Annotated in this window: 36 protein-coding genes and 1 pseudogene; 26 read left to right on the top strand and 11 right to left on the bottom strand. The window is 41.3% G+C overall.

The genetic code is table 11. From position 1 onward, the window contains the following. Positions 1-535 precede the first annotated feature (535 nt). The 5 genes and pseudogenes from F8S12_RS22985 to F8S12_RS22965 all read left to right on the top strand — a co-directional run bounded on the left by F8S12_RS22985 (position 536) and on the right by F8S12_RS22965 (position 7,258). Complete coding sequence (locus F8S12_RS22985) at positions 536-805, top strand: DUF5674 family protein (RefSeq protein ID WP_269144845.1); 270 nt, start codon at positions 536-538, stop codon at positions 803-805. Positions 806-925: 120 nt separating this feature from the next. Next, on the top strand, positions 926-3,655 hold the full coding sequence (locus F8S12_RS22980; RefSeq protein WP_196518629.1) for a TnsA endonuclease N-terminal domain-containing protein: 2,730 nt from the start codon (positions 926-928) through the stop codon (positions 3,653-3,655). Next, positions 3,646-4,761: an AAA family ATPase gene (locus F8S12_RS22975; protein WP_196518627.1), complete on the top strand. Its 1,116-nt coding sequence runs from the start codon at positions 3,646-3,648 to the stop codon at positions 4,759-4,761. Before F8S12_RS22980 ends, F8S12_RS22975 begins: the two co-directional genes overlap by 10 nt. Before the next feature lie 248 nt (positions 4,762-5,009). Further along, positions 5,010-6,485: pseudogene (locus F8S12_RS22970) on the top strand (ISLre2-like element ISCst1 family transposase). Positions 6,486-6,775: 290 nt separating this feature from the next. Then, the gene (locus tag F8S12_RS22965) at positions 6,776-7,258 is read left to right on the top strand and encodes a hypothetical protein (RefSeq protein WP_196518625.1); all 483 of its coding nucleotides are present in this window, start codon (positions 6,776-6,778) and stop codon (positions 7,256-7,258) included. On the opposite strand, the gene F8S12_RS22960 is transcribed toward F8S12_RS22965, so the two are convergent. The 3 genes from F8S12_RS22960 to F8S12_RS22950 all read right to left on the bottom strand — a co-directional run bounded on the left by F8S12_RS22960 (position 7,249) and on the right by F8S12_RS22950 (position 9,395). Further along, positions 7,249-7,728, bottom strand: coding sequence for a hypothetical protein (locus F8S12_RS22960; protein WP_230968210.1), 480 nt, complete (start codon positions 7,726-7,728; stop codon positions 7,249-7,251). The genes F8S12_RS22965 and F8S12_RS22960 overlap by 10 nt on opposite strands. A 345-nt stretch (positions 7,729-8,073) precedes the next feature. Beyond that, on the bottom strand, positions 8,074-8,637 hold the full coding sequence (locus tag F8S12_RS22955; RefSeq protein ID WP_230968209.1) for a hypothetical protein: 564 nt from the start codon (positions 8,635-8,637) through the stop codon (positions 8,074-8,076). A gap of 191 nt (positions 8,638-8,828) precedes the next feature. Continuing rightward, positions 8,829-9,395 carry a hypothetical protein gene (locus tag F8S12_RS22950; protein WP_196518633.1) on the bottom strand — a complete coding sequence of 189 codons (567 nt, stop codon included), beginning with the start codon at positions 9,393-9,395 and terminating at the stop codon, positions 8,829-8,831. 233 nt (positions 9,396-9,628) lie between these two features. Between F8S12_RS22950 and F8S12_RS22945 the strand changes: the two genes are divergently transcribed. Then, complete coding sequence (locus F8S12_RS22945) at positions 9,629-10,573, top strand: hypothetical protein (protein WP_196518622.1); 945 nt, start codon at positions 9,629-9,631, stop codon at positions 10,571-10,573. A gap of 3 nt (positions 10,574-10,576) precedes the next feature. On the opposite strand, the gene F8S12_RS22940 is transcribed toward F8S12_RS22945, so the two are convergent. The 6 genes from F8S12_RS22940 to F8S12_RS22915 form a co-directional block, all read right to left on the bottom strand. After that, positions 10,577-10,849 carry a hypothetical protein gene (locus F8S12_RS22940; RefSeq protein ID WP_230968208.1) on the bottom strand — a complete coding sequence of 91 codons (273 nt, stop codon included), beginning with the start codon at positions 10,847-10,849 and terminating at the stop codon, positions 10,577-10,579. A gap of 4 nt (positions 10,850-10,853) precedes the next feature. After that, positions 10,854-12,782, bottom strand: a complete 1,929-nt coding sequence (locus F8S12_RS22935; RefSeq protein ID WP_230968207.1) for a DEAD/DEAH box helicase — start codon at positions 12,780-12,782, stop codon at positions 10,854-10,856. After that, on the bottom strand, positions 12,766-12,978 hold the full coding sequence (locus tag F8S12_RS22930) for a hypothetical protein (protein ID WP_196518616.1): 213 nt from the start codon (positions 12,976-12,978) through the stop codon (positions 12,766-12,768). The genes F8S12_RS22935 and F8S12_RS22930 overlap by 17 nt, the downstream gene beginning before the upstream one ends. A gap of 2 nt (positions 12,979-12,980) precedes the next feature. Beyond that, entirely contained in the window at positions 12,981-13,463 is a 483-nt protein-coding gene (locus F8S12_RS22925) for a BREX system ATP-binding domain-containing protein (protein ID WP_442946823.1), read from the bottom strand. A 71-nt stretch (positions 13,464-13,534) separates the two neighbouring features. Next, entirely contained in the window at positions 13,535-14,257 is a 723-nt protein-coding gene (locus F8S12_RS22920) for an IS1 family transposase (protein ID WP_196518614.1), read from the bottom strand. A 158-nt stretch (positions 14,258-14,415) separates the two neighbouring features. Further along, positions 14,416-14,634, bottom strand: a complete 219-nt coding sequence (locus tag F8S12_RS22915; protein WP_196518612.1) for a hypothetical protein — start codon at positions 14,632-14,634, stop codon at positions 14,416-14,418. 253 nt (positions 14,635-14,887) lie between these two features. On the opposite strand from F8S12_RS22915, the gene F8S12_RS22910 reads away from it, so the two are divergent. Then, positions 14,888-15,244, top strand: a complete 357-nt coding sequence (locus F8S12_RS22910; protein WP_230968206.1) for a hypothetical protein — start codon at positions 14,888-14,890, stop codon at positions 15,242-15,244. A 285-nt stretch (positions 15,245-15,529) separates the two neighbouring features. Here the strand turns inward: F8S12_RS22910 and F8S12_RS41740 are convergent, their stop codons facing one another. Further along, entirely contained in the window at positions 15,530-15,664 is a 135-nt protein-coding gene (locus F8S12_RS41740; RefSeq protein WP_269144844.1) for a hypothetical protein, read from the bottom strand. Between F8S12_RS41740 and F8S12_RS22905 the strand changes: the two genes are divergently transcribed. The 19 genes from F8S12_RS22905 to F8S12_RS22815 all read left to right on the top strand — a co-directional run bounded on the left by F8S12_RS22905 (position 15,655) and on the right by F8S12_RS22815 (position 25,339). Further along, the gene (locus F8S12_RS22905; RefSeq protein ID WP_196518611.1) at positions 15,655-16,452 is read left to right on the top strand and encodes a hypothetical protein; all 798 of its coding nucleotides are present in this window, start codon (positions 15,655-15,657) and stop codon (positions 16,450-16,452) included. The genes F8S12_RS41740 and F8S12_RS22905 overlap by 10 nt on opposite strands. A gap of 186 nt (positions 16,453-16,638) precedes the next feature. Beyond that, entirely contained in the window at positions 16,639-16,968 is a 330-nt protein-coding gene (locus tag F8S12_RS22900) for a hypothetical protein (RefSeq protein ID WP_196518609.1), read from the top strand. A 22-nt stretch (positions 16,969-16,990) separates the two neighbouring features. Continuing rightward, positions 16,991-17,188 carry a hypothetical protein gene (locus F8S12_RS22895; RefSeq protein ID WP_230968205.1) on the top strand — a complete coding sequence of 66 codons (198 nt, stop codon included), beginning with the start codon at positions 16,991-16,993 and terminating at the stop codon, positions 17,186-17,188. Positions 17,189-17,608: 420 nt separating this feature from the next. Next, a complete protein-coding gene (locus F8S12_RS22890; protein WP_196518605.1) occupies positions 17,609-17,905 on the top strand; it encodes a hypothetical protein in 297 nt (98 codons plus the stop codon). A gap of 54 nt (positions 17,906-17,959) precedes the next feature. After that, entirely contained in the window at positions 17,960-18,148 is a 189-nt protein-coding gene (locus F8S12_RS22885; protein ID WP_196518603.1) for a hypothetical protein, read from the top strand. A 96-nt stretch (positions 18,149-18,244) separates the two neighbouring features. Beyond that, positions 18,245-19,318: a hypothetical protein gene (locus tag F8S12_RS22880; RefSeq protein WP_196518601.1), complete on the top strand. Its 1,074-nt coding sequence runs from the start codon at positions 18,245-18,247 to the stop codon at positions 19,316-19,318. A gap of 122 nt (positions 19,319-19,440) precedes the next feature. Further along, the gene (locus F8S12_RS22875) at positions 19,441-19,878 is read left to right on the top strand and encodes a DUF1257 domain-containing protein (protein ID WP_196518599.1); all 438 of its coding nucleotides are present in this window, start codon (positions 19,441-19,443) and stop codon (positions 19,876-19,878) included. 1 nt (position 19,879) lies between these two features. Next, positions 19,880-20,329: a DUF1257 domain-containing protein gene (locus F8S12_RS22870; protein WP_196518597.1), complete on the top strand. Its 450-nt coding sequence runs from the start codon at positions 19,880-19,882 to the stop codon at positions 20,327-20,329. 2 nt (positions 20,330-20,331) lie between these two features. Then, on the top strand, positions 20,332-20,541 hold the full coding sequence (locus F8S12_RS22865; protein WP_196518595.1) for a DUF2997 domain-containing protein: 210 nt from the start codon (positions 20,332-20,334) through the stop codon (positions 20,539-20,541). Between the two features lie 168 nt (positions 20,542-20,709). After that, positions 20,710-20,856, top strand: coding sequence for a hypothetical protein (locus F8S12_RS22860; RefSeq protein WP_196518593.1), 147 nt, complete (start codon positions 20,710-20,712; stop codon positions 20,854-20,856). Next, on the top strand, positions 20,853-22,478 hold the full coding sequence (locus F8S12_RS22855; protein ID WP_196518591.1) for an AAA family ATPase: 1,626 nt from the start codon (positions 20,853-20,855) through the stop codon (positions 22,476-22,478). Before F8S12_RS22860 ends, F8S12_RS22855 begins: the two co-directional genes overlap by 4 nt. A gap of 128 nt (positions 22,479-22,606) precedes the next feature. Next, positions 22,607-22,960, top strand: a complete 354-nt coding sequence (locus F8S12_RS22850) for a hypothetical protein (protein ID WP_193950295.1) — start codon at positions 22,607-22,609, stop codon at positions 22,958-22,960. A gap of 64 nt (positions 22,961-23,024) precedes the next feature. Beyond that, positions 23,025-23,570 carry a WGR domain-containing protein gene (locus F8S12_RS22845; protein ID WP_196518589.1) on the top strand — a complete coding sequence of 182 codons (546 nt, stop codon included), beginning with the start codon at positions 23,025-23,027 and terminating at the stop codon, positions 23,568-23,570. A 71-nt stretch (positions 23,571-23,641) separates the two neighbouring features. After that, positions 23,642-23,911 carry a hypothetical protein gene (locus F8S12_RS22840; RefSeq protein WP_196514596.1) on the top strand — a complete coding sequence of 90 codons (270 nt, stop codon included), beginning with the start codon at positions 23,642-23,644 and terminating at the stop codon, positions 23,909-23,911. A gap of 114 nt (positions 23,912-24,025) precedes the next feature. Further along, positions 24,026-24,223, top strand: a complete 198-nt coding sequence (locus F8S12_RS22835) for a hypothetical protein (protein ID WP_196514597.1) — start codon at positions 24,026-24,028, stop codon at positions 24,221-24,223. Next, positions 24,220-24,564 carry a hypothetical protein gene (locus F8S12_RS22830; protein WP_196518587.1) on the top strand — a complete coding sequence of 115 codons (345 nt, stop codon included), beginning with the start codon at positions 24,220-24,222 and terminating at the stop codon, positions 24,562-24,564. The genes F8S12_RS22835 and F8S12_RS22830 overlap by 4 nt, the downstream gene beginning before the upstream one ends. A 14-nt stretch (positions 24,565-24,578) precedes the next feature. After that, positions 24,579-24,818, top strand: a complete 240-nt coding sequence (locus tag F8S12_RS22825; RefSeq protein ID WP_196518586.1) for a hypothetical protein — start codon at positions 24,579-24,581, stop codon at positions 24,816-24,818. Then, positions 24,802-24,957 carry a hypothetical protein gene (locus tag F8S12_RS22820; RefSeq protein WP_196518583.1) on the top strand — a complete coding sequence of 52 codons (156 nt, stop codon included), beginning with the start codon at positions 24,802-24,804 and terminating at the stop codon, positions 24,955-24,957. Before F8S12_RS22825 ends, F8S12_RS22820 begins: the two co-directional genes overlap by 17 nt. Positions 24,958-24,979: 22 nt before the next feature. Next, complete coding sequence (locus F8S12_RS22815; RefSeq protein ID WP_196518581.1) at positions 24,980-25,339, top strand: hypothetical protein; 360 nt, start codon at positions 24,980-24,982, stop codon at positions 25,337-25,339. 86 nt (positions 25,340-25,425) lie between these two features. Here the strand turns inward: F8S12_RS22815 and F8S12_RS22810 are convergent, their stop codons facing one another. Next, positions 25,426-25,812 carry a hypothetical protein gene (locus F8S12_RS22810; protein ID WP_196518579.1) on the bottom strand — a complete coding sequence of 129 codons (387 nt, stop codon included), beginning with the start codon at positions 25,810-25,812 and terminating at the stop codon, positions 25,426-25,428. Between the last annotated feature and the right edge of the window lie 71 nt (positions 25,813-25,883).

Below are 25,883 nucleotides of genomic sequence, written 5' to 3'. Positions count from 1 at the left end.
TTATTCACTGGTTATTCTTTTGGAATCACGTCGGGCTATGGAGCTATTGGTCTTTGGTGGGGATTGGCTATTGGTTTAGCCCTCGCTGCAATAATCTTAACTTGGCGCTTTAGCACCAAAACAACTAATTACTGAGAGACACAGATAAATTATCTGTAGTAATTAGAAAACTTACGGGTGCGTATTACTGCTAATTTGAATTAGATTCATTGAGTGATAAAGTTAGATTATGAATATTCAAGTTATTATAAGTAGATTTATTTGAAACAAATTCGACCTTAGTTATCTCTTTGTTTTAAAGACTCTCAGTGTCCTAAGCCAAGTTCTCAACACGAGACTTCTTGGCATTTGTGGGGAAAAGGAATAAGAAAAAACCTTTCTCCTTTAACCTTCCCCTTTTCCGCAAGGGTGCAAAAGTTACTTTTGCAAGAGGTTCACGCAACTAAAAATTACCAATTGCCTACCTTCATTTGTTTGGCATGAACCAGTAGTGTATAAGTTGACGTTGTTAATTGCTAAATAGGACTAATTTCAATTGATTTTAATTATCCGTGAGCCTGCTACCAGCGAACAGATAGAAGAAATGCTGAAAACTTGGGAGGTATTTATTAAAATAGCAGTAGATATCGAACGCAAAGTTATTGCAGGTGGTGGCGTTCGCCATTACGAGTGTGAACAAGAGTTACTCAAAGACGGGAGCAGCCAAAGAGATATTTGGGGTGCTGACTGGTCTCCTTCCACTCAAGAAATTTGTGACTTACACCATAAGCTGTCCGCTTTTGAAACCATAAGTTGTCCGCAGTAGAAGTCTAAAAGCGGATTATTACGTTTAGTAGCCGAACAGTAAAAGTAATGTTTTGAAATGATAAAGTGACCGAAAGTTCATTATTCAAGCATAAACAGTCCGAAAGTTACAGATTTTTGTATGCTCAGCGACCAAGAGTTTGAAGACTGGTGTCGCCGCCTTTGTTTAACAGAGACGACAAAAGAGTTTGTGCAAAAAATCCGTTGTTCAGAACCTGTAAGGATTGTAGGTGGCGGAGCGAAAAATGTTTGCGGTAGCTATCCAAGCCGCAAAATGGGGAAAACAATTCAGTTTGAATCTCATAAAGTAGAACTGCCAGCGATCGTCGAATACGAAAATGACGAAGATGTTTTGGAATACTATGACCAACCAATTCGCTTAAGCCTATCATTCAAATCAAAGAGCGGACGTTGTGTGGTGACATCTCACACTCCTGATTTCTTGATCATACGCCGTAACTGTGTGGGATTTGAAGAATGGAAACCGAGCGAACGTCTCAAAACATTAGCTCAGAAACAACCCACACGCTATCAACAGAGCGAAGACGGTCAATGGCACGCTCCACCAGCAGAAACTAAAGTTCAACCACTTTTACTGTACTACCATTTACGTACAGATCAAGAAATAAACTGGATTGCTTACCGCAACCATCAGTTTCTGAAAGCTTATTTCAATCAAGAAAATACAGTTAACTCAGAGGTAAGAACAACGGTTGTTGAGTGGGTGAGAGCTAACCCTGGAATGACTCTGAAAGAACTATTAGAATCAATCAGTACCAATTGGGTAGACGATATCTATGCCTTGATTGCAACAAAGCAATTATATGTAGACCTGAAAGCAGTAGCTTTGAGTGAACCAGAACAAGTTCATCTTTTCAGCAGTCAACAGATGGCACTGGCATATAATGTCATGATTGCTCAAAGAATTTCTACCACTATCGCCAGCGGACAACGAATTGATGTGGCGGTTGGCTCAACCCTTGTTTGGGATGGTAAAAGTTGGTGTGTACTTCAAATTGGAGACACAAAAATTGCTCTCCAAAGCGAAAATGAACTGATTCAGTTAACTCATGCAAACTTTGATGCACTCATTGCACAAAAAGAAATTACTCATATTCAACCTAAATCTGCAAAAACAACAGAAATTTGGGAACAGCTAAAATGCGCGAGTCCCGAAGATTTGTCCGTGGCTAACTACCGCTATAAAATCATTGAGCCATATTTACATGGAAGACCGCCAATTAATAGTTCTGTACCTGAGCGGACAATCCGTAGCTGGAAATCCAGATTTAATAAGGCTCTTAATAATTATGGCTGGGGCTATATTGGTTTGCTACCCAATCGGGGAGACAAAGGAAATCGAGTAGACCGCTTTTCACCCGATACTTGGGAGTTCATCGACCGAATTATTGAACAGCATTATGAAAATCTCAAACAGCGAGGAAAACTGGCAACTTACGGTATTCTCGTTAGAGAGTGGGAAAAAGCAGGAAGAACAGACCCTTGCCCCAGTCGAATTACTTTCTGTAAGCGTATTAATCAACGAGATCCAGTACGGCAAACTCGCCAAAGACAAGGTAGTAGAGCAGCTTACCAAAAGAATCCTTTTTATCACGAATTAACGCTTTCCACGCCTAACCACGGCAGTCGTCCATTTGAAATCTGCCACATTGACCATACGGAATTAGATATTGAGTTAGTTTGTTCTCGCACTGGACGTTGTTTAGGCAGACCTTGGGCAACGATTCTTATTGATGCTTTCTCCCGCCGCATTTTTGCCATCTATTTAACTTTTGATCCACCATCGTATCGCTCTTGCATGATGGTGTTGCGAATTTGCGTGCAGCGACTTGGACGTTTTCCAGAAATATTAATAATGGATAATGGTGTAGAGTTTGGCAGTATTTACTTTGAAACTCTTCTGGCGGCGTTTGCTTGCACAAAAAAACAACGCCCCGTTGCTAGTCCAAGGTTTGGTTCACTTATTGAACGTTTTTTTGGCACAACCAACACAGAATTCTTTTACAACCTAAAAGGCAATACTCAAATTACTAAACAGGTTCGCTTGGTAAATAAAGCAAATAACCCAAAAGTACAAGCTGTCTGGACATTGCCAGAATTATATGAATATTTTTGTGAATATGCTTATGTTATTTATGACTGTAGAGAGCATCCGGCGTTAGGACTCTCTCCTAATGCTGCATTTGAAAGAGGTCTTAATCAAAGTGGAATGCGCTACGGAGAAAAAATTTTAGATGATGAAAACTTTAAAATTTTTACCTTGCCTTCAACTTCAAAGGGAAGTGCAAAAATAATACCAAGAATTGGCATAAAAATTAATTCTATTTACTACTGGTCAATTGATGATTCCTTTCTTAATCCTGAAGTTGAAGGAACTCAAGTCCCAGTTAGATACGACCCATTTGATGTCGGGACTGCTTATGCTTATGTCAAAGGTAATTGGGTGCGGTGTATTTCTGAATATTACTCATCCTTACAAGGTCATTCAGAAAGAGAAATTCGACTTGCAAGTATTGAATTACGCCAGCAGAAAAATCAGTATAACCAAAAGATAACAATTAGGGCTAAGGAACTTGCACAGTATCTAGAATCAGCAGAAGCTCAAGAAACTTTACAGGCACAAAGACTGCACGATTTGGCTGCACTAGATATGCGTCAATTGCTGTATCAAAATAATATTAAACAGACACAAACTTATCTTGATGAATATCCAATTAACATTAATATAAACAATCCTACTGAAGTTTTATCACAAACAGATAAATTAAATATTTCAGCAATAGATTTAGAAAAAATTCAACCCCATACTCAAGAGGAGTTATGGCAATAAAACACAAACGTCTATTTCCTCAAGCACTTCTTACTCAATCATCAACTGAGCGGCTGAACTATTTTCAGGGGATTACAATTGGACATTTACGGTTAAAACAGGCTTTAGATATTTTGTTGATGAATCTTCAACAACCAACAGATATCTGTGTCTTGTTTGTTGTTGGACCAGCAGGAGTAGGGAAGACGACTTTACGACTACGAACTGAAAAACTGTTAATGGAAGGTGCATTAGCATCTATGAACAGTAATATTTGTCAGATCCCAGTCGCAGGTATAGAGGCAATTGCTAATGAAGCCGGAAAGTTTAATTATAAAGATTACTACCTCCGGGTTCTAGAATCTCTAGAGAAAATTTCGCTCAATTCAATCACTACAAATAGTACATCAAATTATCAAAAGTATGCAGGCACTCTTTCGGCTACATACTTTGCTTCCAAAAGTTCTGATACAGTGCGTCGTGCTTTAGAACAATCTATGCGACACCATCAATTAACAGCATTAATGATAGATGAAGCCCAACATTTGCTGATGGTTGCTGGAGGAAAACAAATGTTACACCAGATGAATTGGATAAAATCTCTCGCTAATGTTACTGGTGTCGTACATATTTTATTCGGTACTTATGATTTACTCAACTGCTGTCACCTCAGTGGTCAAGTCAGCCGACGCAGCGATGATATACATTTACCTCGTTATTCGAAAGACAACAAAGAGGATATAGCAGAGTTTATGCGGGTTCTCAGAACATTTCAGGCACATTTACCTTTGGTTGAAGAACCTTCCTTGGTAGAACAATATGAATATTTTTTGGATTACTCAGTTGGCAGCGTTGGTCTGCTCAAAACTTGGTTGACAAAAGCGTTACGAAACGCCTTGGCAGAGAACGCGACAACCCTCAATGCGAAGTATATCCAACAAAACGAATACTCAAAAGCACGACGGCAGCAAATTCAACAGGAAGCACAAGCTGGAGAAAAGCGATGGCACAACGAGGTTGCAAGTGTGACGCTCAGTTGGGAGCAATGCGATTTTGTTAGGCGACTCAAAAAAAGTGCGATCGCTAATCTGATTTATCCGTACAAAAATATATTAACTACATATTAATTAGTATTAATACTTAAAAATGCCGAAGATATATGAAGAGAGTCTGTCACAGGTGTCTGGAGTGCTATCCTGATGGAATACTTAGTGATAATGATAATCAAAATGAGAGTAAGGGGGTGAGAGAGGCTAGCATTGCTAGCCTCTCTCACCCCCAGTTTCATGATGATCATTCTGATATATTTTCGCGGGGACAAAAAAAGGTAGGATTCCCTTTTAGCAATAGTTTTAAGAAAGGATTGCGCCTACCAATGACAAAAAATATATATGCAAGTTTAGATTTAACCAAATCATTGTCAGATTTTCAAGCTGTAGTTACGAAACTTTTAGAATTGAATAATGCTAGTGAATGGGATGGGCAGATTCTTAAAGAAAGAGAAGAAAAAATTAGAGAAGCTGCACTTATTTTAGCCGGTCAATGTATTGCTGTATTGTTACATAACCTTTCTCAATCTCAATCAGCTCTTGATACAGCAATGGCTCAAACCCAAGGATGGTGGCAGCCTAAAACTCAAAGACATGGTTCTCGGACTCGACAAATATTAACAGTTGGGAATGTCCTGGTTACTCTGGTATTACCATATGTAGTAACAATCAATAAAAAATCTGAGCAAAATAAATCTGAGCAAAATAAATCTGATAATCAAGGCTTTTGTCCATTTTTACAATGGTTGGGAATGTCAGAAGGATTAACCCCTTTGGTATGGTCAACTGTTGCTCAATACGGAGCGATTTCTAGTTCATTTGAAGCTTCCTGTACAATTTTAATAGGTTGGGGAATTAATCTTAGTTTCAAACGAATTGAACGCTTAACATATAATTTTGGTCAGATTGGCATCAATTTACGTCAATCTAAAATATTAAATCGGCAACTGGGAAATTTACCTGAAGGTCATGTTCTTAAAGACCAGCGAGTTGTCATTGCTGTAGATGGGGGTCGGAGTAGAGTCCGAATTAATAAAAAGGGGAGAAAAAATTCCAAAACGAAGCGACACGGGTTTATCGGTAAATGGATTGAGCCAAAATTGTTAACAATTTATGTTGTTGACGGGCAAGGTAAAAAAGTCAAAAATTCTGATATTCCTATTACTAATGATGGCACTTATGATGGATACAAAGCACTTTTAGAAATTTTAGAAGCGCATTTAGTTGACCTGGGAATTAGTCAGGCAAAACAAGTTTTATTAATCGGGGATGGGGCAGAGTGGATCTGGATACATATTCCCCCGCTTTTGACACGATTAGGATGCCCAGTCGAAACTTATCAACTCTTCGATTTTTATCATGTTACGGAAAATTTAAAAGTATTTGCAGACGCAGCATTTCATGAAGAACTACAGTCTAAACAATGGTTTATAAAAGCCTGAAAAAGTTTAAAAAAAGGTAATGCTAAATCTTTAATCAACCAGATGGATGAGTTGATTGCTCTAGCTACTGGAGAGCAGTGTAAGATTATGGTAGGCAAGCGAAATTATCTTTTAGATGCTTATCGTAAAGGACGTTTAAATTATGATAAAGCAATAAAGAAAAAACTACCTATTGGCAGTGGTGCAATTGAGAGTTTGATCCGCCAAGTTGTCAATTTAAGAATCAAGGGTAACAGTAAATTTTGGTTGCAAGAAAATGCAGAAATTATGTTACATCTGCGTTGTCAATGGATAGCTGGAAGTTGGGATAATTTTTGTGGTTCTATCTTTAATTCCTTTATTAAACCGCAAACTGCTTGATAAATTTTATACTTTAATCCTGTCTTTAATTTAGTTTTTGGCATAATTGATACTAAGTATAAAAGACTGATTGCAGATATTTTCAGAAATAATCGTCAAATGACTTGCTAGCACTCTTTTTGAGATATCTCATCAAGATGAATTTTTGTGTAAACCACTATTCTACTTGCAAATAAAATCACCTTGTACTTAAATATAATTTTTAGCGATCGCACTTTTTTTGAGTCGCCTAACAAAATCGCATTGCTCCCGTTAACATTGCCACTACTCTAATTCAAGTTCTAGAAGAATTGACCCAGCGTCAAGATTTATCTTGTCTGTGGCCATTGAAGTGGGCAAGTATTTTTTTCGAGTTTAGCATTCTGCGCTTACATCAAGCTTGGTGCCCAGTATGCTATGACACCTGGCGTACCAATAATCGAGTAATTTACAATCCACTGCTGTGGTTAGTCAACACAATCAAGGAATGCCCTCACCATGAGCATCAGTCACTGATTGAGCAATGCCCTCACTGCCAGCAAGAGTTTCCACCATTATCAAGGTATTCTCGTCCAGGATATTGCTCAATCTGTCATCTATGGTTAGGTGGACTGCAACTTAATCAAGTAGTTAATCAAGAAACTGAAAGCGTTGACTTTTGGCGGCAACAATTGATAGCTCCGCTCTCTAATCAAAGCAATAAGCCTCTGTGGCAGTGTATGTGGTTCGATGATGTCGAAGATTTGGCTGCCAATACACCCTTTAACTTCCTACCACCCATACATCAAAAGTAATTTTTCACCGAAACTTGCCCAGGCGTTTTGAAAGCATAAACGTGCCGCCCCGGCAAACTTATGGTTACAGTCACAAGAAAGCTGGTTAATAGGAATGCGGCAACACCAACACGCGCTTTCTGGTAGGCATTCTTAATAATTGGTGCAGCAAACTCCGAATATGGTGGATTAGTACATATCCAGTCACACTCTGGGAAAGAGTCCCATGATTGGGATAGTGTTGCATCTAGGTGAAAATGTGCCTGTTTGTTCGGGTCTATGTCGTTAGTCCAGATTTTTTCGGTGTATGTCCAGGCTTGGAGTAAGGATGCGATCGCCTGATGTCCTACACAAGGCTCACCAATGACACCAGATAACGGAACATGGCGCAGTAGTTCAGTAGTAAACCACGATGGGGACTCGTAAAAGTTGAGAGGATGTCGGGTTACTGTTTGGGTTGGAGTAATAGTAAGTTGTGGAATTAGTGTCACAATTATGCTGCTTCCTCCTGAGTATCTACAGAGTCCTGATTGTGGACAATAGTTGCGCTGATCGATTCAAAGTCAACCTGAAAGATGTTTAAATCTGGGGTCATTCTCCAATTCGCAATTCGCTTTTTCGCCCATTCGCAGTTAATAACTTATGTATAAAAGTATGGGCTTGAATATTGATATTGTGTATTTTTCCATAATTCAAATTAAAAAGTTGTGTTTTGAGTGAACTAACTATGATTTTATTCACAATTGCGAATTGCGAATTGCGAATTGCGAATTGCCTGATGTGCGCTTCGCTAATAACTTTTTCAACTACTTGAACTACGACTTTCATAAATACTCCTAAAACTCAATTCGGTTCAAAGTTTGTAATTGTGCAGCAAGCGTGCTAAGAAAATCCTGTAATTCTTCTGTTGCTTCTTGAGGGCTGATTGATTTTTCAAAGATGTAAAGCTTTGTATTCTCTAAATAAACTTCTACACGAGTCATATTTGTATGTGGCGAAGTCAATAGTGTTAAAGTAAATTTCTCATATTTGCAAAAGTAGTATTGACATTCTTTACTTAGAGATTGCCCTCGCTGCCATTTGATAATTTCTGTATCGTCATCGTCCGCAAGTTCAAATTCAACTTCTTCGATTGCAGTGAAAGCCATAGCCACACACGCTCTTTCTGCTGGATGTGTAGCTGATTGCATCCGATAGTCTTCAGGGACTACATAGCCTTGAATTGCATAGAACTTCTTAGCTAGTTTTTCAATCAGTACATCTCTTTGGAAGTATCCAAGTTCCATATTCTTTCCCCTCAAGGTAGAATTTGCCTTTGTTGTAAAAGTCTTAATTTTTGATGACTCGGCGATCGCTCTGCTTGACCGATGACCGAACAATTCGCAATTCGCAGTTCGCAATTCGCAATTGCGGACGTAATTGATAATTGATTCATTTAGGGTACAAGCCCCTAATTTGAATTATGAAAAGAAACAAAACACGTAGTATCAATATTCAACGGAACGCATTCATGCGTGGGGTATTATTAATTGCGAATTGCGAATTGCGAATTGCGAATTGCGAATTGGAAATGACCGATGCCTAATGTCCATCAAGCCGTTACTAAAGATTTTCTAGCGAAAGCCCCCGCCTGTCTTAGCGCTGCACTAGGGCTTGGGTGAGCGAAAAATTCTTCTACAGCTTTGGTCAACCCAGCCGCAACAGTAGGCTCGTGACAAGCGTAGACATAGATAGGCTGTTGAACACCGTTAACCAATCGTGTTTCTTGGCGATCGCCCAATTGTGGGTAAAATGTTCTCACCCATGTCCCCAGGTGTCCGCGATAGTGGGAGCCTTTGAGGGGGACTTTCTTACCCAGTTCGCTTTCTGCAAAGTTGACCACGCCAAGCCACTTCTCTTGTGTGCCGGTTAAGGCTTGTTGATTGTAGTCAGCAAACAGATTGGCGGCGTAATCATTCATCTGCTGTTCAATGTAGGGGTTGAGTCTGCCACCTGTTAGTTGAGCGAGAGTCTTCATTGCTTCCACCAGTGTTTTTAGGCGCTGTTCCACTGGGGGGAGGGCTGGTGTGGGATTATGAGTAATAATTGTTACGGCTGCAACCAAGTCTAAAATAATGGTTCTAACTTGGGCTGCTATCTCGGATTGCTGCAAGAGCATTGCAATTCTTAAAGTCCCAAGAGCAGAAAAAACTCTCACCTGGGATGTCTTAGATGGTAGACAGAGATTCTGTCGAGCATCGCGCAAGTCTTTTCCTGTAAGGATTTGGGTTTCGGTATCTCCGAATTCTGAATGATTAACTCTGTACAGTTCTTTGATTGCTGATTCTGAAACTTCAAAGTATTCTGCTATTTGTCCAGTAGTAGCCCAGCCACGCCAAAAGAGGTGGAATAATGGCTAAACCACCTTCTAATCGCAAAAAAGCCATCTCTGCTGCATCTAGTGACAGTACACTACCCGATGACCAAGACCTTGAAGAAAACCCAACCTTAGCAACAATTAACGTTACTGCTGTCGAAGTTCCAGAGTTGACAGAGGAAGAACAGCGCGATCGCCTTCACCTGGAGCGCCGTGTGGAGAGAGCAGTTTTTGAGGCTGGTAAGGCGTTGATGGAATTACGCGATCGCAGATTATATCGTTCGACGCATTCAACCTTTGAAGAGTATTGTAAGGACAGGTTTGGATTTCAACGCCGTCATCCTTATAGATTAATAGAAGCTTCAGCTGTCTTTGATAACCTGATGAAAATGTGTCCCAATGGGACACAAACTGAAAGTGAATCGGGTGACGGTGAAATGTGTCCCATTGGGACACAAATTCTACCCACAAGTGAACGCCAGGTTAGACCCATAACCAAGCTAGAACCTGAACAGCAATGGGAGGTATGGCAGAGGGCAGTGCAAGAAGCTGATGGCAAAGTCCCATCTGCTAAAGTTGTAGGTGATGTAGTACAACGGATCATGGAGCGCACGAAAGTACCCAACACTTATCAAATTAGCGAAGTATGCCAAATTCTTGCTAAGGAGAATCCAGAACTCAGGGGTAAGGGTGGGTGTTGGGGCATTGTTAACCATGTAGGCGAATTTAGCTGCACCGTCAGAACTTGGGATGGCGAGTACGCCGTTGGGTTGCAACACTTGAAGTCCTTCAACTACTTGCCCCCGGAGTGTCAGCAGATGAAGTCCTTGAGCGATCGCCTTGCGCGAATATATTCAGATTCGCTGGAGGAGACAGTCAAAAGTCTGTTGCAGTCGTTGGGGAAGGTGAATCGGCCTTATCTTACTGCTGTGGAAGATAAATTGTTGAATCTTCTAGAGTTGGAATACGAGAGAAGATAACCTCTAAACACTTTTGGCAATTTGGCATCCAATGTCTTTGGGTTGCAGTTTCAATGAAGATATCAACACAACGGGACAGTCAAGAAGTTGTACGAGGGATAGGCAAAACTTTCCGCTTCTAGTGTCCCGTGCTACGCCAGTTGTCAAGTAAGTGCTGTAGAAACGCTCTACATATTGATACAGCACTCGTAAGTGAACGTCATCACTCTGCAACTGGCTAGAAATGAACAAAACCAAATAGAACCTCAGAAGATAAAAGATGTAGATAGTTGGCATTTATCTAGGAGCGATTGCTTGTCTGCTTTAAAAAATTAATTACTCCACGGATATCTAGTAAATAATTACTAATCATCTCTAAAGAGTAAACTTCAGGTAATGCTCGTTGAAACTTACTTAAGCGATACTCAGGTAACTGCGAAAGGATGAAGCGCTGGGTAGCTGGAGCTTCCCAAAAGGTAGGAGTACTCATCTGAGCGATCGCTAAACTTAAAGTTGCATAACCAACACTATCGCCTTCAATTTTTAACTTGAAGTTGTCAGAAGTAATCTTCCAATCATGGTGAAATTGCAAACCGTATTTAAGGGTGTGATTAATTTGTCCACCTGCGAAAGTCCACCACAGCGCCCGATCTGTTTCTAATTGGATGCTTAATTGAACTTCTGTTATTAATGGTCTGAGGTCAGAACGGTACTCATCTAAGACAGCTTGCGTCTTAGCATCAATGTAAGGAATAGTACTTTCTGTTTGCAATATTTCCGAAATTTGCTGACAGAGTTCAAAGCCAAGTAGTTGTGGAGCAAAACCACCCCAGCTTGGTTTTTTACCACGGGGGGCTGGAACAACTCCAACTGTGCGTTCCTGATGGCTAACGTGCATAACTGTCCAAGCCCGACCGCCGAGAAGAAATGAACTCATCTGTGCAACTAATTTATCGACAAAAGCTTGCTCTAGAGAGCCTACAGTGTAACCTGCTGGTGTTTGAACTTTATAGAGAACTGGGCTACTAAAAACAGCGTAAAGTTCCATGAAGTTTTTACGCCCAAACACTCGTTCTGCTTTTTCTCCCATCGATAGTAGCCCACCAGCTAAAAAGAGGAAATCCTCCTGAATCATGTGTTTGATCAGTATTTCAAATTCTAGGTGAGTAATACCTGAAAAATCAGGAACTACTGAGAGTTGCCCCCAGCAGAGTTCTGGGCTAATGCCACCAAATTGGAGAGTGAGTGCTAGTAGCTGATGTACAAGTACGGGCCATGCGCGTGTCTGATTCGGTATAGATTCGACCCAACCTTTCCTAGCTAGTTCAATGATGGCGATCGCTTGCAATACTGTCTCTACATTTTCACAGAAAAATGTAGTATTAGCTTGTTGCCCTGTTCTCCGTCCAGTGCGGCCCAAGCGCTGGAGGAAAGATGAGACAGTAGAAGGGGCATTAGCTTGCAATACTAAATCGAGATCGCCAACATCGATGCCCAACTCTAGAGTGGAGGTGCAAATAATGCTGGCATTTGTCCCTCGATGAAAACGGTCTTCTGCGGCTGTTCGTTCTTCTAGGGAGACAGAACTATGGTGGACAAAGACATCTGTTCCTCGGTTACGCATCCGTTCGGCAATTTCTTCAGCCAAAGACCGACTTTGGCAAAAAAACAGGCTTTTCTTGCTCTGCGTTATCTGGCTGGCATCTTGAGCGATCGCGCCTAGTGTATCACGCAGATAAACGCGCAAATCCTTCTTCGAGGGAACTTTGGGCGGATCGACAACGCAACCTGGACGTTTTGATGTACCTTGGAGCCAATGCAAAATATCTACCGGATTACCAACAGTGGCACTAAGTCCAACGCGCTGCACATCATTATTGGTGTAACGAACTAGCCGTTCCACAACGGACATGAGATGGGCACCTCGGTCTGTACCAGCTAGGGCATGAACTTCATCAATTATTAAAGCACGCATATCGCCAAAGATTTTTGTGGGGGGGACTTTGGCGGATAGCAGCATCACCTCTAATGACTCAGGAGTGGTCATCAATAGTGCTGTCGGCTCTTTAATAAAGGCACGCTTTTCCTTATCTTTAATATCCCCATGCCAAAGAAAGCGCCTTAGACCAACCATTTCGGTGTAGTGCCCCAAACGTTCAGCTTGATTATTCAACAAAGCTTTAATCGGTGCAATGTATATCAGTCCAACTCCTTCAGGCTCGCGTTCCATTAGCATTGCTAATAATGGAAATACAGAAGCTTCCGTTTTGCCACCAGCTAGCTGTAGGGGCTAGAACAATTGCATTATTACCGTCGAGCAGTGTATGTCCTGCCAGTTCTTGGACAGGACGCAGAGAAGACCACCCTAAGTTGGAGACAATAGCGGCTTGCAAACGGGGAGGAAAACGAGCAAAGGCTGAAGTCATGGCTAGAACTCCACGGCTGCGTAACCTTGAATATCCGCAGGTTCTTCGTCAAAATAAGTACGACCTTCACGGATGAGCAATTCTACTTCATTTAAATCTATAGGTTCAAAACCTTCTGCACTCATCGGGTCAAATTCATCATTTTCTGCTGCTAAATCAAGGATGTTGACAAACTGGCGCAGAAATTGTCGAGGAACCACCCCCACGTCTCCCTTAAAGCCAGCAGTAACTTTGGTAACTAGCCGTTCAATAAATTCTGAAGTGACTTTATTGACAATTCCAGTCCGATTAGCTGTGGGGTAAATTTCTCGCAATTTGAGTGCCACCTCTTTTAAACGGCGTGCATCAAAGGGTTTGAGTTCTAGCTGGGGTTGGCGGGGGTTAGCAAAACCAGCAAGAGTCAGAAATTGGATACGGTCATGCAGAGGTTCTAGTCCAGCAACTCCGCGTTTAGTATCAAAAAATTCAGGTGTACCCGTATAAATCCATAATAATCCTCTGTAACGGTCGGCGGCATCACAGATTTGGTAGTGGTAAATATGTAGTGATAATAAATTTAGGCGCTACAACAAGAATTATAATGATGAATAAAATACCAGATAGCACCAATATGGTTATCTAGCTTTTTAGAGAAGGATAAAGTCTTTCTAACCAAACGAGAAATTCTTTGACGCATTGTATTATTAAAGCGTTCAATATGATTAGTCTTACCACTTTCCTTCCCTACTGCCTGATGACGTTTGTTAGGAATAACTTGTGCATAAGCAGCCCAGAAATCAGTATAACAAACAGCACATTGACGATAAACTGGTGGTAGAGAATTCCATAATCCTCTAGCTCCATCTTCACTGCGATCGCCAATGTAAACTCCAACTATTTCCCTAGTCTTTTTATCCAAAGCTAACCAAATCCATTGCTTATTCGCTTTATGACCTACAAATGACCAAGCCTCATCACATTCAATAGTCAATTTACCTCTTGATTTAGCCGCAACCTCTACTTGCTGGGGAACTTGGGCATATTTATTATTGACATATTTTTGTAACCAAGTCTCTGAAACACGAGTAGCACGAGCAATACCTGCAAGAGGGATCTTCTCAAGTAAAAGTCTATCAATCAGTTCTATAGTATCTTTCGTAATAACTTTATTAGTCGGATTTTGTATAAACTGTCTTTTACAGTTTTGACACTGGTATTTTGGTTTTTGATTATGAATCTTTCCATTTTTAACAGTATGTTGAGAACCGCAATTGGGGCAAGTATGTGTTTTGGCTGACATCAAGGCTGAAATAGTTGAATTAAAAAACACTGGTATTTTATTACGTGTAACATATTATGCCTAAATGATAGATTTAACAACTTTATGTTTTATAGATAATTCAATTAGTCAATTAAATATAATTAAAAACTTCAACAGCTAAAAACGAATAATTTGAGTTAGAAATTATCAGGTTTCACTACATATTTACCACTACCGAGCAAGGAATTAACTCTGGTGGTAGCGTTAACAGCTAACTGCGCGGTGAGGGACTTCTCTAATCCTGCGAATTCGCCCAATAGTAAGGCTAACTGTGCGGCTTCATGAGATGAAGCTAAGGTTTGGGGTGTTTGCTCTTGTACGACTTCTGTAGACTTCAGTCTTATGTAGTCTGACAAAGTTTACGGTTAGCTTTAGTCATCTGGGTGGCATTAACATACCCTTTGGGTATCGCGTATTTGCCTATCTGCCCAGACTGGGGCATTTGGTTGATTTCTGAATCACGCCAAAAGTGTGTCAGCATTATAATTGGCTCACTTTTTGTAAATGAGTTTGGCAAAGTGATCGCGTTGCTTCCGGGCTGGCGATCGCTTTTGCTTTGTGGATACTAAAAGTATCTATATCTGTTAATATAGCACTGAGAGTGTCTAAATGGGAAATAAAATCATGCTAATTTTAGCCTCGGCTGCTCCCTATGTCAGTTGGGGAGAAGGAAGGGCAAAACTTTTTAAAGCTTTACTTAAAGCAAAATTTGGCACAGAAATCTCATCTTACCAAGTTCATAGATTATTGGTAGATTCTAAAATTGATGATATCTCTATTGCTTACACAAAGAAGCTTATGGGCGATAGCGGTAAAAATTATATTGCCCAAACAGTAGCTTTGGATAAAGTAATAAAAATGTGTAAAGCGTTAGAAATACCTGTAGACGAACTCGTTCCAATTTTTGAAATAGAAACCCCTAAAAACTTTATAGACCCCCTTGACTTAGACACCAATAGTATCTAAAATAATAAATATAAAGGAGGAACCAAGCGCCAGCCTCCCAGCTAAATAAAGCGGCGCTCAACACTGAACCTTGAAAAAAGTGAACAAAAAACAAAGCCCCCAGGTAGCGGATGCAGTGAATAGTCAAGGCTGCTGAAGTGAGGTAAGGGTGGAGTGGGTTCCAAATAAAAAGTTGCCACAGCAGTACGATAGTCGCTCTGAAGCTCGTTGCTGACTACCGCCCGATCAAGAGATATGCTGCTGTAGCAAGCTCCGGCCACTGACTAGGAGCAAGAAAATATAAGGCTACGCCAATTCTAGAGTGAGAGTGTTGTGCTGAAAGCACAACAAACTGACCAATAAAAATAGGGCGATCGCTACGTCTACCAAACTCTGCGATCGCCTTTTTACCCATTTAAGAGGTATTTCTAATGATGACACAAGTTTCAGCCCCTGCGCCAACAAAAGATCCGTTGACCACACGCGATCGCCAAATCATTGCAACCATCGTGAATCAGTCGGACTACTCCAAAAACTGCCAGCCCAAAGATGTAGTGACTATTTGGATTAACTCGGATGATATCGTGTGGGTGAAAATGATCCACGGCTATGCTCGATACCATAAACAACCTTTCAAAAGTGCAGTTGCAGAGGTGAAAGAGAGTCTTTCTACTCCATTAGAACGCAATCAAGAATTAGACGACGAATTGAGACAAGCTTCTGAGAAAATTGGCTTGTTGGGTGATTGTGATTGGTTATCGTTGAGCATCAAAGCCTACTCGGATAAATTAGTCGGATTTGCTGGCTGCTACACTTCACAGAAGCCTCAAATATTAACCCCACTCGCTGAATGGGACTTCACACCACTCAAATGGAATATGCCTGCTGCCATCTGCCCAGATTGTGGTGGACATGGGTGCGGTAACTGCTCTTATCGGGGTACTCGTGCAGAAGACTTGTGTACGCCAGTGGACGGCTACCGACTGACTTATGTGGGACGCACTGACCTTCAGACGGCTCACAACGTATATCTAGATGGTAAGTTCTTGGGAATTGTCTTCAAGGTCAGAAACGCTGATGAGTTATGGGAAAACGACCCTAAAACTTATTATTGGCGGTGTGGCGATGGAGTACGGTATTGGGGTGTCAGGGAGGCTGTAGAAGCACTGCGTAGAGTGACGACTCCGGTTGAACTGCCGAGGGTGAGGCGGGAGTTGGTAGCGGCGTAAATAGTAGTTCACTTTCGTGACGAAAGCGGGGGAAGGGGGAAAGGGTTTAAATCCCTTACCATGCACCCCTTTCCCCAGCCCTGACAAGCAAGCACAATTTTGGGTTGGCAAGCTAAAACAGTGCCACTCAGAATTAAAGCTTCGCTTATTTTTTGCGAAAACTAACATTAAAGAAAGGCAGCTACTATGACAGCTTTTGACTTTGATTCTGCTGAACACAAGGCATACGAAAAGACCCCAGCCGCCAAAAGCATTCCTTCACCCGCAGGCATTTGGATTGCTTACGAAAATCAACAATTAGCAGGATGGTACGAAAATAAAGAACTAGAAGGTGGGAAAGAGTATAAAGTTCTTACTAACAAGTTGGACGAAAACGATGAAAAGATAGGCATTCCTGGCGCTCTCTATAGACAACCACGAATACTTGTGATTGGGCTATATTTCAATCATTTAAAATACCCCCATGACTACAATAATTGTTCAGCCCAGTCTCGAAAACTTACAACAGTTTTCTGACTTGTTCGACATTGAGAAACTATTGCAATCTGACAGGGCTTTACCGTGGCTTTTAGCAAATGGCTGGAACTACGACGATGAATCTTGTTTGATTGCAAATATCGTTGATGAATCTACAAGCCTGGATCAAGTTTGGGAATCAGACGAGTTTGATTTTAAGGCTCTGTCAGATAAAGACCAGGAAAAACTTCATCAGATTTTCGAGCATTTCTATCTTTGAAAGCATTACTAAATGCACAGATTCCAGCGCTTCTAGGTTGTCTAAACCTGTTAGAGAAAAGAAATTTTTGCTGTTTGATAGCTAGAGCATCAGATTAGACATGAAAAACTCTACAGCCATACTTAATTTGTATGGCTGTAGAGAAAAATCGATTCAACCCAAAAATTATGGCATATATAACAGTTGTATCTACAAAAAAGTTGAAATTGGGCGATTTTAGACTTTCCTGATCACAAAACCCACATCTGAAGTTATTCAACTACTCCAATATCGGCTCGTTTATCTCGATAAGATTTTCCCAGAACTATCAGGTATTCAAAGGTATTCACAAGCTTGGATTGGTGGAAAGAGCATCAAAGATGGTGAGGTATTTGATGCTGCTCTTTGTTTAAAAGATTAAAAGAAATTAGGAAGATAACGATGAGTAAAGTTCAGCAACATTCAGAGGCTTGGAATGCGTTGTTGGGATTAGATAAGCGCCATTATATTTCAACTGGATTTTATGCCCTTGGTGACGCTTATTTAATCAGTGGAAAAGACCCCAAATATAGAAATATTATTGTCTTGGTAGAGCATCGCCAGAAAACGCAGATTAATCATTGGGAATACCAGTGCAAGAAATCCGAATGTTCTCAGCAACCAACGATAGAAACTAACGGTGACGACGGTAAGGGCAATCTCAAACGAAAAGCGCCATCGCTTAAGGTTTATAGCTAATTCAAGAGAGAAAACTGCAAAACAATTTTAGAACAACTACAACTATTTTGAGTTATGACAATATATAAACCACCTGTGGTTAGAAGACCCATTAAGTTACAGAACAATGCCTCAACCAAGATAGTTTACAGAATTGTCAAAAACATCCAACACCTAAAAAATACCCAAGAATTAGGAACTTCAACTATTAAACGACGATGCTGCATGGTTCGTAAGCAGGGCGTTTACTGGGTGATTGTATAGTCCTTTTTTGACTTTTGTTAACAGGTGTAGCTGATTAACTCCAACATAATGAATCAGCTACGCTGGATTTTGCTGAAAATTAATAGGTATTAAATCATGGTACAGGCAATCGCTCACACCGAAACGGAAACTTTTCTCCAAAATGCTACAGTTGAACATCTGAACTTCTCAAAATTAAATAAAACTCGCATTAGATTTCGCATCCAGTTAAAAAAGAGTACAAAATCTGCGGCTCCAAAATGGGCAGATGTTTTAAAAGCTGAAATTAGTGAAGTAGAATCAGACCTCGTAAAAGTTACTAATTCCGAAGTCGGGTTACGAGGAATCAAAGTTTTCAAAAAGCTAGATGAAGCATCTGCTCAACTGCGTCAAGAAATTGCCTCAGTTCAAGAGTGGATGTCTGCTGATACTGGGGACTGGGTTTGTCCTATAGACTTAGCTCCAATTGTCTGGAATCAATTAATCAATATAAGGGATAATGTAGCTCCCAGTTTACGTAATCAGTTAACAGTTGATTACGAGGCAGGACTTGTAGATTACCAGGAACGGATTGACAAATTCCTTTCGCTAAATGCCTGGGAACTCTCTGACGACAAGCAACAAGAAGTCAAAGCTAATTTGTTAACAGCATTCCCCACTCTCACTGACCTCGAAGACTATTTGCAAGTCGTCATTGGTCGTCCGGTGATTATCCCTGCCCTCTCTGAACAACTCGACCAGAAACAAGCCGAATGCTTAGACCAAATCACACGATTCATCCAACAGTATGACCAAAATCTGGAGCAAAGGCTACGGGAATCTGCTCAAGCTGGCGGTGAACAACTGGCGGCGCAACTCCTTGAAGAATTGAGCGACTGGGAGCCAGGACGCAAGCCAGTCCAGTTCAAAAAAAAGATGGAAAAACACTTGATGAAAGTGCGGGTGTTACTGGCAAATGCCTCACCGGAAGCTGGCAGCAGTTTACAACAGATGATGGAGCATTTGGATTCGATTGTCACCGACCCAGCGATTGAGTCGAAGAATCTTGGTAGTGATGGGCGTAGTCATTTGCAACAAAAGATGGATGATATTCGCGCCAAGCTGCTTGATGAACAACGCAATCTCCAACAGCTAGCGACTGGTGACGTGGGACTGTCAAAGGCTACCGTGATGTCGTTTAAGTTCCGGTAAAAAATAGACTTGAGTGATTCAATATCGCTCAAGTCTTTAAAATCACCAATACTTTTGGTTAAAAGTGCGTTGTCATCATCTCAGTATTCACAGCACACAAGGCTATTTCTTAAGGATAAACTATGTCACACTTTTCTCAAATTGCAGTCAAATTCAAAGACCAATCGTGTTTGGTCGAAGCATTGCAGCGCTTTGGGTTTTATCCCCAAATTCATGATAAACCAGTGAATTTGTACGGACATGAAGGGGACAAGCGAGAGCAAGTAGCTCATATTGTTGTGCCTCGCAATCAAATTAGTGACGACAGCAACGACCTGGGATTTTACTGGAACGGGTTTGAATACGAATGTCTCATTTCGGAGTTTGACCAACGGTGGGGACAAGTAGCACGGGACAAAGGACTAGGATCACAGTTCGTACCAAAGTTGCAAGAGCAGTACATCAATTTATACCTCCCAAAACTTGCTACGCAACTCGGAGGTGAAGTAGTTGCAACCAGGAGCAACGGCTCTGTCACTACTGTTCGGGTATTATTGCCGACTCAAACTATTAGGAGATAAGATGTCGCATTTTTCAACAGTCAAAACTAAACTTGCCAACCGTGATTGTTTGGTACAAGCTTTACAAGATTTGAAACTGAATCCGCAAGTACATGAAACAGCACAATCACTAAAAGGATACTACGGTGGCTCTCAAGGACAAAGTGCTGAAATCATCGTATCTGGTCGCACCATAAAAGCTCGTGCAGACATCGGATTCAAGTGGAACCAAAATAATGCTGTATATGATGTGATACACGATGAATATGAGACAGACCCTCGTCTAGGGCAAGACTTCTTTAGTAACAAGTTGATGTTGGCTTACGGTAAACGTTTGGTGAGAGCTAAGGCTGCCGAGTTACAAGAGCAGTTTGGAGAATGTGCGATCGCTGAAGAAACCAACGGCACTGTGCAAACTCTACGCCTTACCTTCAGTGGACATCAAGAAGTTAAACAATATCAAAGGAGATAAATATGGAACGTTCAGTTTTGATTCATTTCGATAATGCTACAGGTGAAGTTCGAGTAGAAGCGGAGGGATTTGAAGGGTTGAGTTGTCTATCAGCTACGCAACCGTTTGAAGAAGCCTTGGGAGGTGTGGAGGGCGAGCGCACTTACAAGGATGAAGCCCAAACCCAACAACTTCGTACAACTTCAACTCACCAAACCAGACTCAGACAGTAATAAGAAAAGGAGAACTGCGACCATTGCCAATTGCTTTATTGTCGTGGTTCTCCCAAGAGATTTTATCTACCCACCAAAAGAATACCCATTTGTTCACATTTACGCACAACAGAAAACACGCTTTTTCCGTGATCATCAAAGCGAATACCTTTATGGCTGTGTGTGCTGTTGAATGCCATAGTTACCGCAATTGCCTATCAACAGACCAATGGTATGGCTGAGGTTTTTGACGGCGATGCCGAAAATTATCGAGTGATTGTCCAGCTTGTGAACAGTCACGACGAGCTTGCACCGTTACCTGATCAAACACCATGAATCTAAATAACATATTCACCACCCTAGACTCACAAATTCCCATAGTAGCCCTTGATGTGATGGCTCCTGAAGAAGCAGCTATCATTTTATGGCTGGCCACAGAAGCAAAAAGGAAATTAGATAACCTACAGGTGTATTTCTGGAATCTGGGAGCTTCGACGCTGGAAGAGTGTTTAGTAGCCACAGACGGCGGACTAGTTTTTAAGCCTGTAGCAGAATACAAGCGGCCACCCCAGGCAGATCCACTGATTTACATCTTTGACTACATTCACCAATTTACTGGGAATGGCGTATTTATCCTTGGTGATGTTCACCCATTCATTGGTAAGAATTCTCCACAACTGAGTTGGGAAATTATTACACGAGTCAAGAACTTGTACCATCGGCTCAAGCCCACTGATAAACGCATCATTTTCTTGGGACAAAACATTCAGCTACACGAGTCTTTGATCCGATTAATTCCTTATTGTGAAATTCCGCTGCCAAGTATTGAACAAATTCAGGGACTAATAGATTCTTACTTGGAATACTTGAAGGATTCGGCTACTGAACAACAAGTACAATTTAGAGTTTCCTTAAGTGTTGAAGAAAAAGAAACTCTGGCTCGTGCCGCGCTCGGTCTAACCCTAGAAGAAATTAGCGACTTCTTGCGTTTAACAGTTAAGGAACGTTTGAGCGACAACAAAGTGGTGATTGATTCTTCTATCGCCCCTCAAGCTGTGCAGTACAAAACTCGGCTGCTCTCTCAAATGGGCATTGAACTAGGGAAACCTGCAACTATCCCATTCGGTGGACTGGATTTACTGCGCGAGTGGTTAACTCGGCGGCGGCGACTATTCACCCAAGAGGCGCGATCGCTTCATCTGCCACAACCTAAAGGTGTGCTGCTGGCAGGACCCCCCGGAGTTGGTAAAAGTTTACTTGCTAAAAACATTGCTACTATTCTCAACCTACCACTACTCCAGCTTGATATTGCGTCCCTCCTTGGCTCTCTTGTTGGTGAATCTGAGGGCAATGTCCGTCGTGCTTTGAAAACAGCCGAGGCGATCGCACCCTGCGTTTTATGGGTGGATGAAATAGAGAAAGCCTTGTCCGGTAGTGGCGATAGTTCAGGAGTTTCCCAGCGAATTTTGGGAAATTTGCTTACATTCATGTCTGAGTGTACTGCTGGCGTGTTCGTTGTAGCAACGTGTAACGACCCATCTGCTCTACCAAGTGAACTCAAGAGGAAAGGAAGATTTGATGAAAATTTCTTCGTTGATTTGCCCAGTGAACCAGAACGCTGCCAAATCCTGAAAATTCACCTGGAGCGTTTTGGTATTGCGGTCGAAGACGAATATCTGGAAGCGATCGCTGCTTCCACCGTGAAGTTTTCCGGGGCAGAACTCGAAACCCTAGCAGCAGAAGCGGCACTACTGGCTTTTGACGAAGGACGACCGCAGCAGGTAACGCTTGCTGACCTCGAAACCTGTCGTCAAACCATTACCCCACTCGCAATTCAGGATGCTGCGGCAGTCGAGCGTATGCAGGCTTGGGCATCCACCGCACGACGGGCTAGTAGTCCTGTGGTTGCAGCGAAAACTCAATCTTTGCGTGCTGCTAAGTTTCGCAACATGAATTGATAAAGTCCGCGATTTCTCCTGTTGTGTTCAAGAGAAATCGCATTGCTCAAAAGAGACAATTGCTACGCCAAAAAGAGAGTGAATTGGCTTGGATTGACAATGATATTTCTAATTTCAAGGTAAATCAAATGGCAAATACAGACTTGGTAACTTATTACGGTCAAACCGAAAAAATCGACCAGTTAGTTGAAAAACATGGTGCATATTTAGAACAACTGGACAGAAAAACGAAACTCTTGCTACGTACAACTTTGTCGCAATATGTTTTTATGCAACAAATATGTACTCCTGATAACTATTTGGTTACAGAAGCTTTGAAAGATGGAGACTTTGAGAGATTCCTGTGTGATGGTATTCCAAAAGTGTTAATAAATCTCTGTTCTGAGCTAAATGGACTAACTGTTGACGATGCTGAAACAATTCTAGAAGCTTTGCAACATCAATTACGTTGGGGTAATGCCCGATTATTGACGATTCAATAACTAATTACAGGTGAATATTTAAAAATTAGATATTCACCTGTTCACTAATTCCAGCATGAAAACTATGGAAACATATCTTGTTTTTGTTGACGCTGTTAACAACAGTAACAAATTCTGGAGTGCGAAAGTTGAAGGCAGTAGTTTGACTGTTGAATGGGGACGAGTGGGTTACAATTCCCAGAAGAAAGTGCATTCTCTCTTGAGCCATCAACAAGCTGTCTTGAAATTTCATAATCTGGTAGCCGAAAAGAAATCTAAGGGCTACAGAGAAAGTCAGCCACAAATGGATGGCGACCGCAGTATTTCAGATATCAGACGAGCGATACAACTATTAAACGCTATACGCCTAGCTGTTGCAAACAGGAACTTTGGTGATAACTACATACTTGCCCTTAACGAGTATTTGAAAATTGTCCCAACACCATTGGGAATGCAGATTGATCCTTACAGGGTGTACCGAACAGTTGTAGATGTTGACTATCAACAAGAACTACTCAAGTCTTTGCTGGTGAATGAACCTGTAGCTGTTCAGACCAAAGAATCGCCAAAATCTGAACCGAAAACTGTCAGCCTCAAAGCTATCAGCAAGAGTTTCTGGCGGCATTTGTAATTTGAGATGCGTCACTTTGTAAGAGATGCTAAAAAGCTACATTTCATCTTGAAATATTGTTTGGGTAAATTATGGAAATCAAGACTATTGCTGTAACTTACACACGTAAGTTCAATTTAGGCGACTATGAATCTTTAGAGTTAAGTTGCTCACTATGGGGACAAATTGACCCAAAAGAAGAAGATGCACAAGGGGCGACACAATTTCTATTTCAACAAGCAAAGGATTCAGTTAAGGAAGCTGCAATTCCAGTAATTAAAGCTTCTACTCATCAAATGAATAAAGCCAAAGCGTACAAGCACTCTGCAACAAATCAATTTGACGAACTGGATAAATTCTAATAACTGAAATTCACCTTTTAAATTCAAAAATATTTTAGTCAAGCATTAATACTGCTTGGCTATTTTTTTTCAGCCATCGCTTTGCCCCCTACAAACCACAACAGGAAAGACATCATGCCTAAAAAAGCTAACCCAGTCCCAAAAGACCATTCCCAGTTATGCCTTCAGTACCTCCGCCGTTGCGGTGGCAGCGCTCGATTATGCAGTATCAACTTTAGCTTGGGAGTGATTCAAACATTGGTCAATCAAAGAAGAGTAAAGATTACAAATACAGGTGCAGGATTTTTTGTGGAGTTAGACGAAGCGAAATGAAAACACAGAAAGTAACTCATCAATCATCTTTGCCTTCAAACACTTGTAATAAATTAGTTCTTCGTCGGACTCGAAAAAGATTTAACTCCAAAGTATTCAATGACCGCACCATAGAAAGAACTGCAATCGCCTCTCTGCTTTTAACTGGGTTTTTAGGAGTAGGGGCGATGGGATGCTGGGGGTTAGAAGTAATCGAGTTCAATGCCAACTCTAATACAATCACTAACTATTGGGAGCGCCAAAAGAATATTTGCTTGGGTGCAATGTTGCTTAGTTGTTCGGTATTCTTGGGCAGTTCTCTAGTCGGAGCAAGTTTCAGTGTTCACCGGGACAAATTTTAGGGAGAGAAACAGCAATGGAAATCAAGTTAACCACATCAGAGATTCGGGCTATCTTGCAAGGGTGTCAGTATACGTTGCGGGTGGTTGGGAGTAGTAAGGATTATCGTAAAATTCAATCGTCCAAGTACTTCTCTACATCAAATGATGTGGTGCTAAATGATGCTTTTAATATCTTGGGAGAAGTTGTAGACGCAATTGTTCAGGTGGAGCAATTTAATCAACAAGGAGAATCCGGTCATGGAACAGGAAATTAAAAATGCAATTGGTTTGGGCAATCCTGAACTCGTAATAGAATCGAAACCAAAACCTGAACCTGAACCAAAACCAACAGTAACGATTTACGACTTCTCTTCTTTGTTATCAAAGCACGAACCACCGAAAAAACAGAGATGAAAAGAATTCAGTTGATCCTCAATTGTGCCATTGCAGTTTTCGCCTTTTCCACTACTTTAAGTGGCTCTCTCCTGGTTTTCGGGCAAAAGAAACCGAACTATTTCAACATCACAATACCTGCTCTTTCACAGCGAGGCTGGCTTTTGGTTTGGGTATGCTTGGCGCTGGATTAACCATGCTTTTGGCTAATCGGATTGAGGCAGTCGAAACCGGGGATTTACTCCAACCTAAGCCTATCCCCTTTCCCTGCCGAGGTTGCAGGTACTATCACGGGTCGAGTTATGGCGGTGTAACACTCAATTGCGCTATTCATCCTGACGGCTGTGAGGGTAGCCAATGCCCGGACTGGCAAGCTTTTAACCATCTAAATTTAGAGGAGTAAGAAAATGACGTTAGCGCTAGATAATCGCTCTCAAAACAAAGAATCGTCCTTAACTCAAGCATTGCGACAAATACAGGAGTTGAACTCTAAAATTGCTCAGTTAGAGCAGCACCATCAAAACTATGTGCAGGAGTTACCTGTTTACCTGTAACTCTAAGAATGATTTCTGGTAAGTCCTTTCCAACTGCGTTGGTGTAACAAGCGTTATAAATTGCTTCAGCTAGATGCAATTCGGCAAATGGATTTCCTGAGAGTTTAAACTTAATTTGAAACAGGGTGAACTTTTTATTAGGCTCCAGCTTTTTCATATAAGCCAAAGTCAACAACCATAACGCTTGCTGTTTGTCTACTTGACGAGCATATTGTGGAACTTCACACAACCTTAACCATTTGCGCCAAGTACGCTCTGCTATGGTACGGCAGTAGACTTGCTCACATGAAATTTTCAGCCAGTCTAAAGGGTATTTTTCCATAGCGTTTTTATTTACTCCTCCGTAGGTATTGCTGATTCGTCTACTAAAAATGTTTCCCAGTCAACCGTTTC

It is taken from the genome of Nostoc sp. WHI (assembly GCF_015714725.1).
Lineage (GTDB): Bacteria > Cyanobacteriota > Cyanobacteriia > Cyanobacteriales > Nostocaceae > Nostoc.
This window is presented reverse-complemented; position numbering and strand designations above follow the sequence as displayed.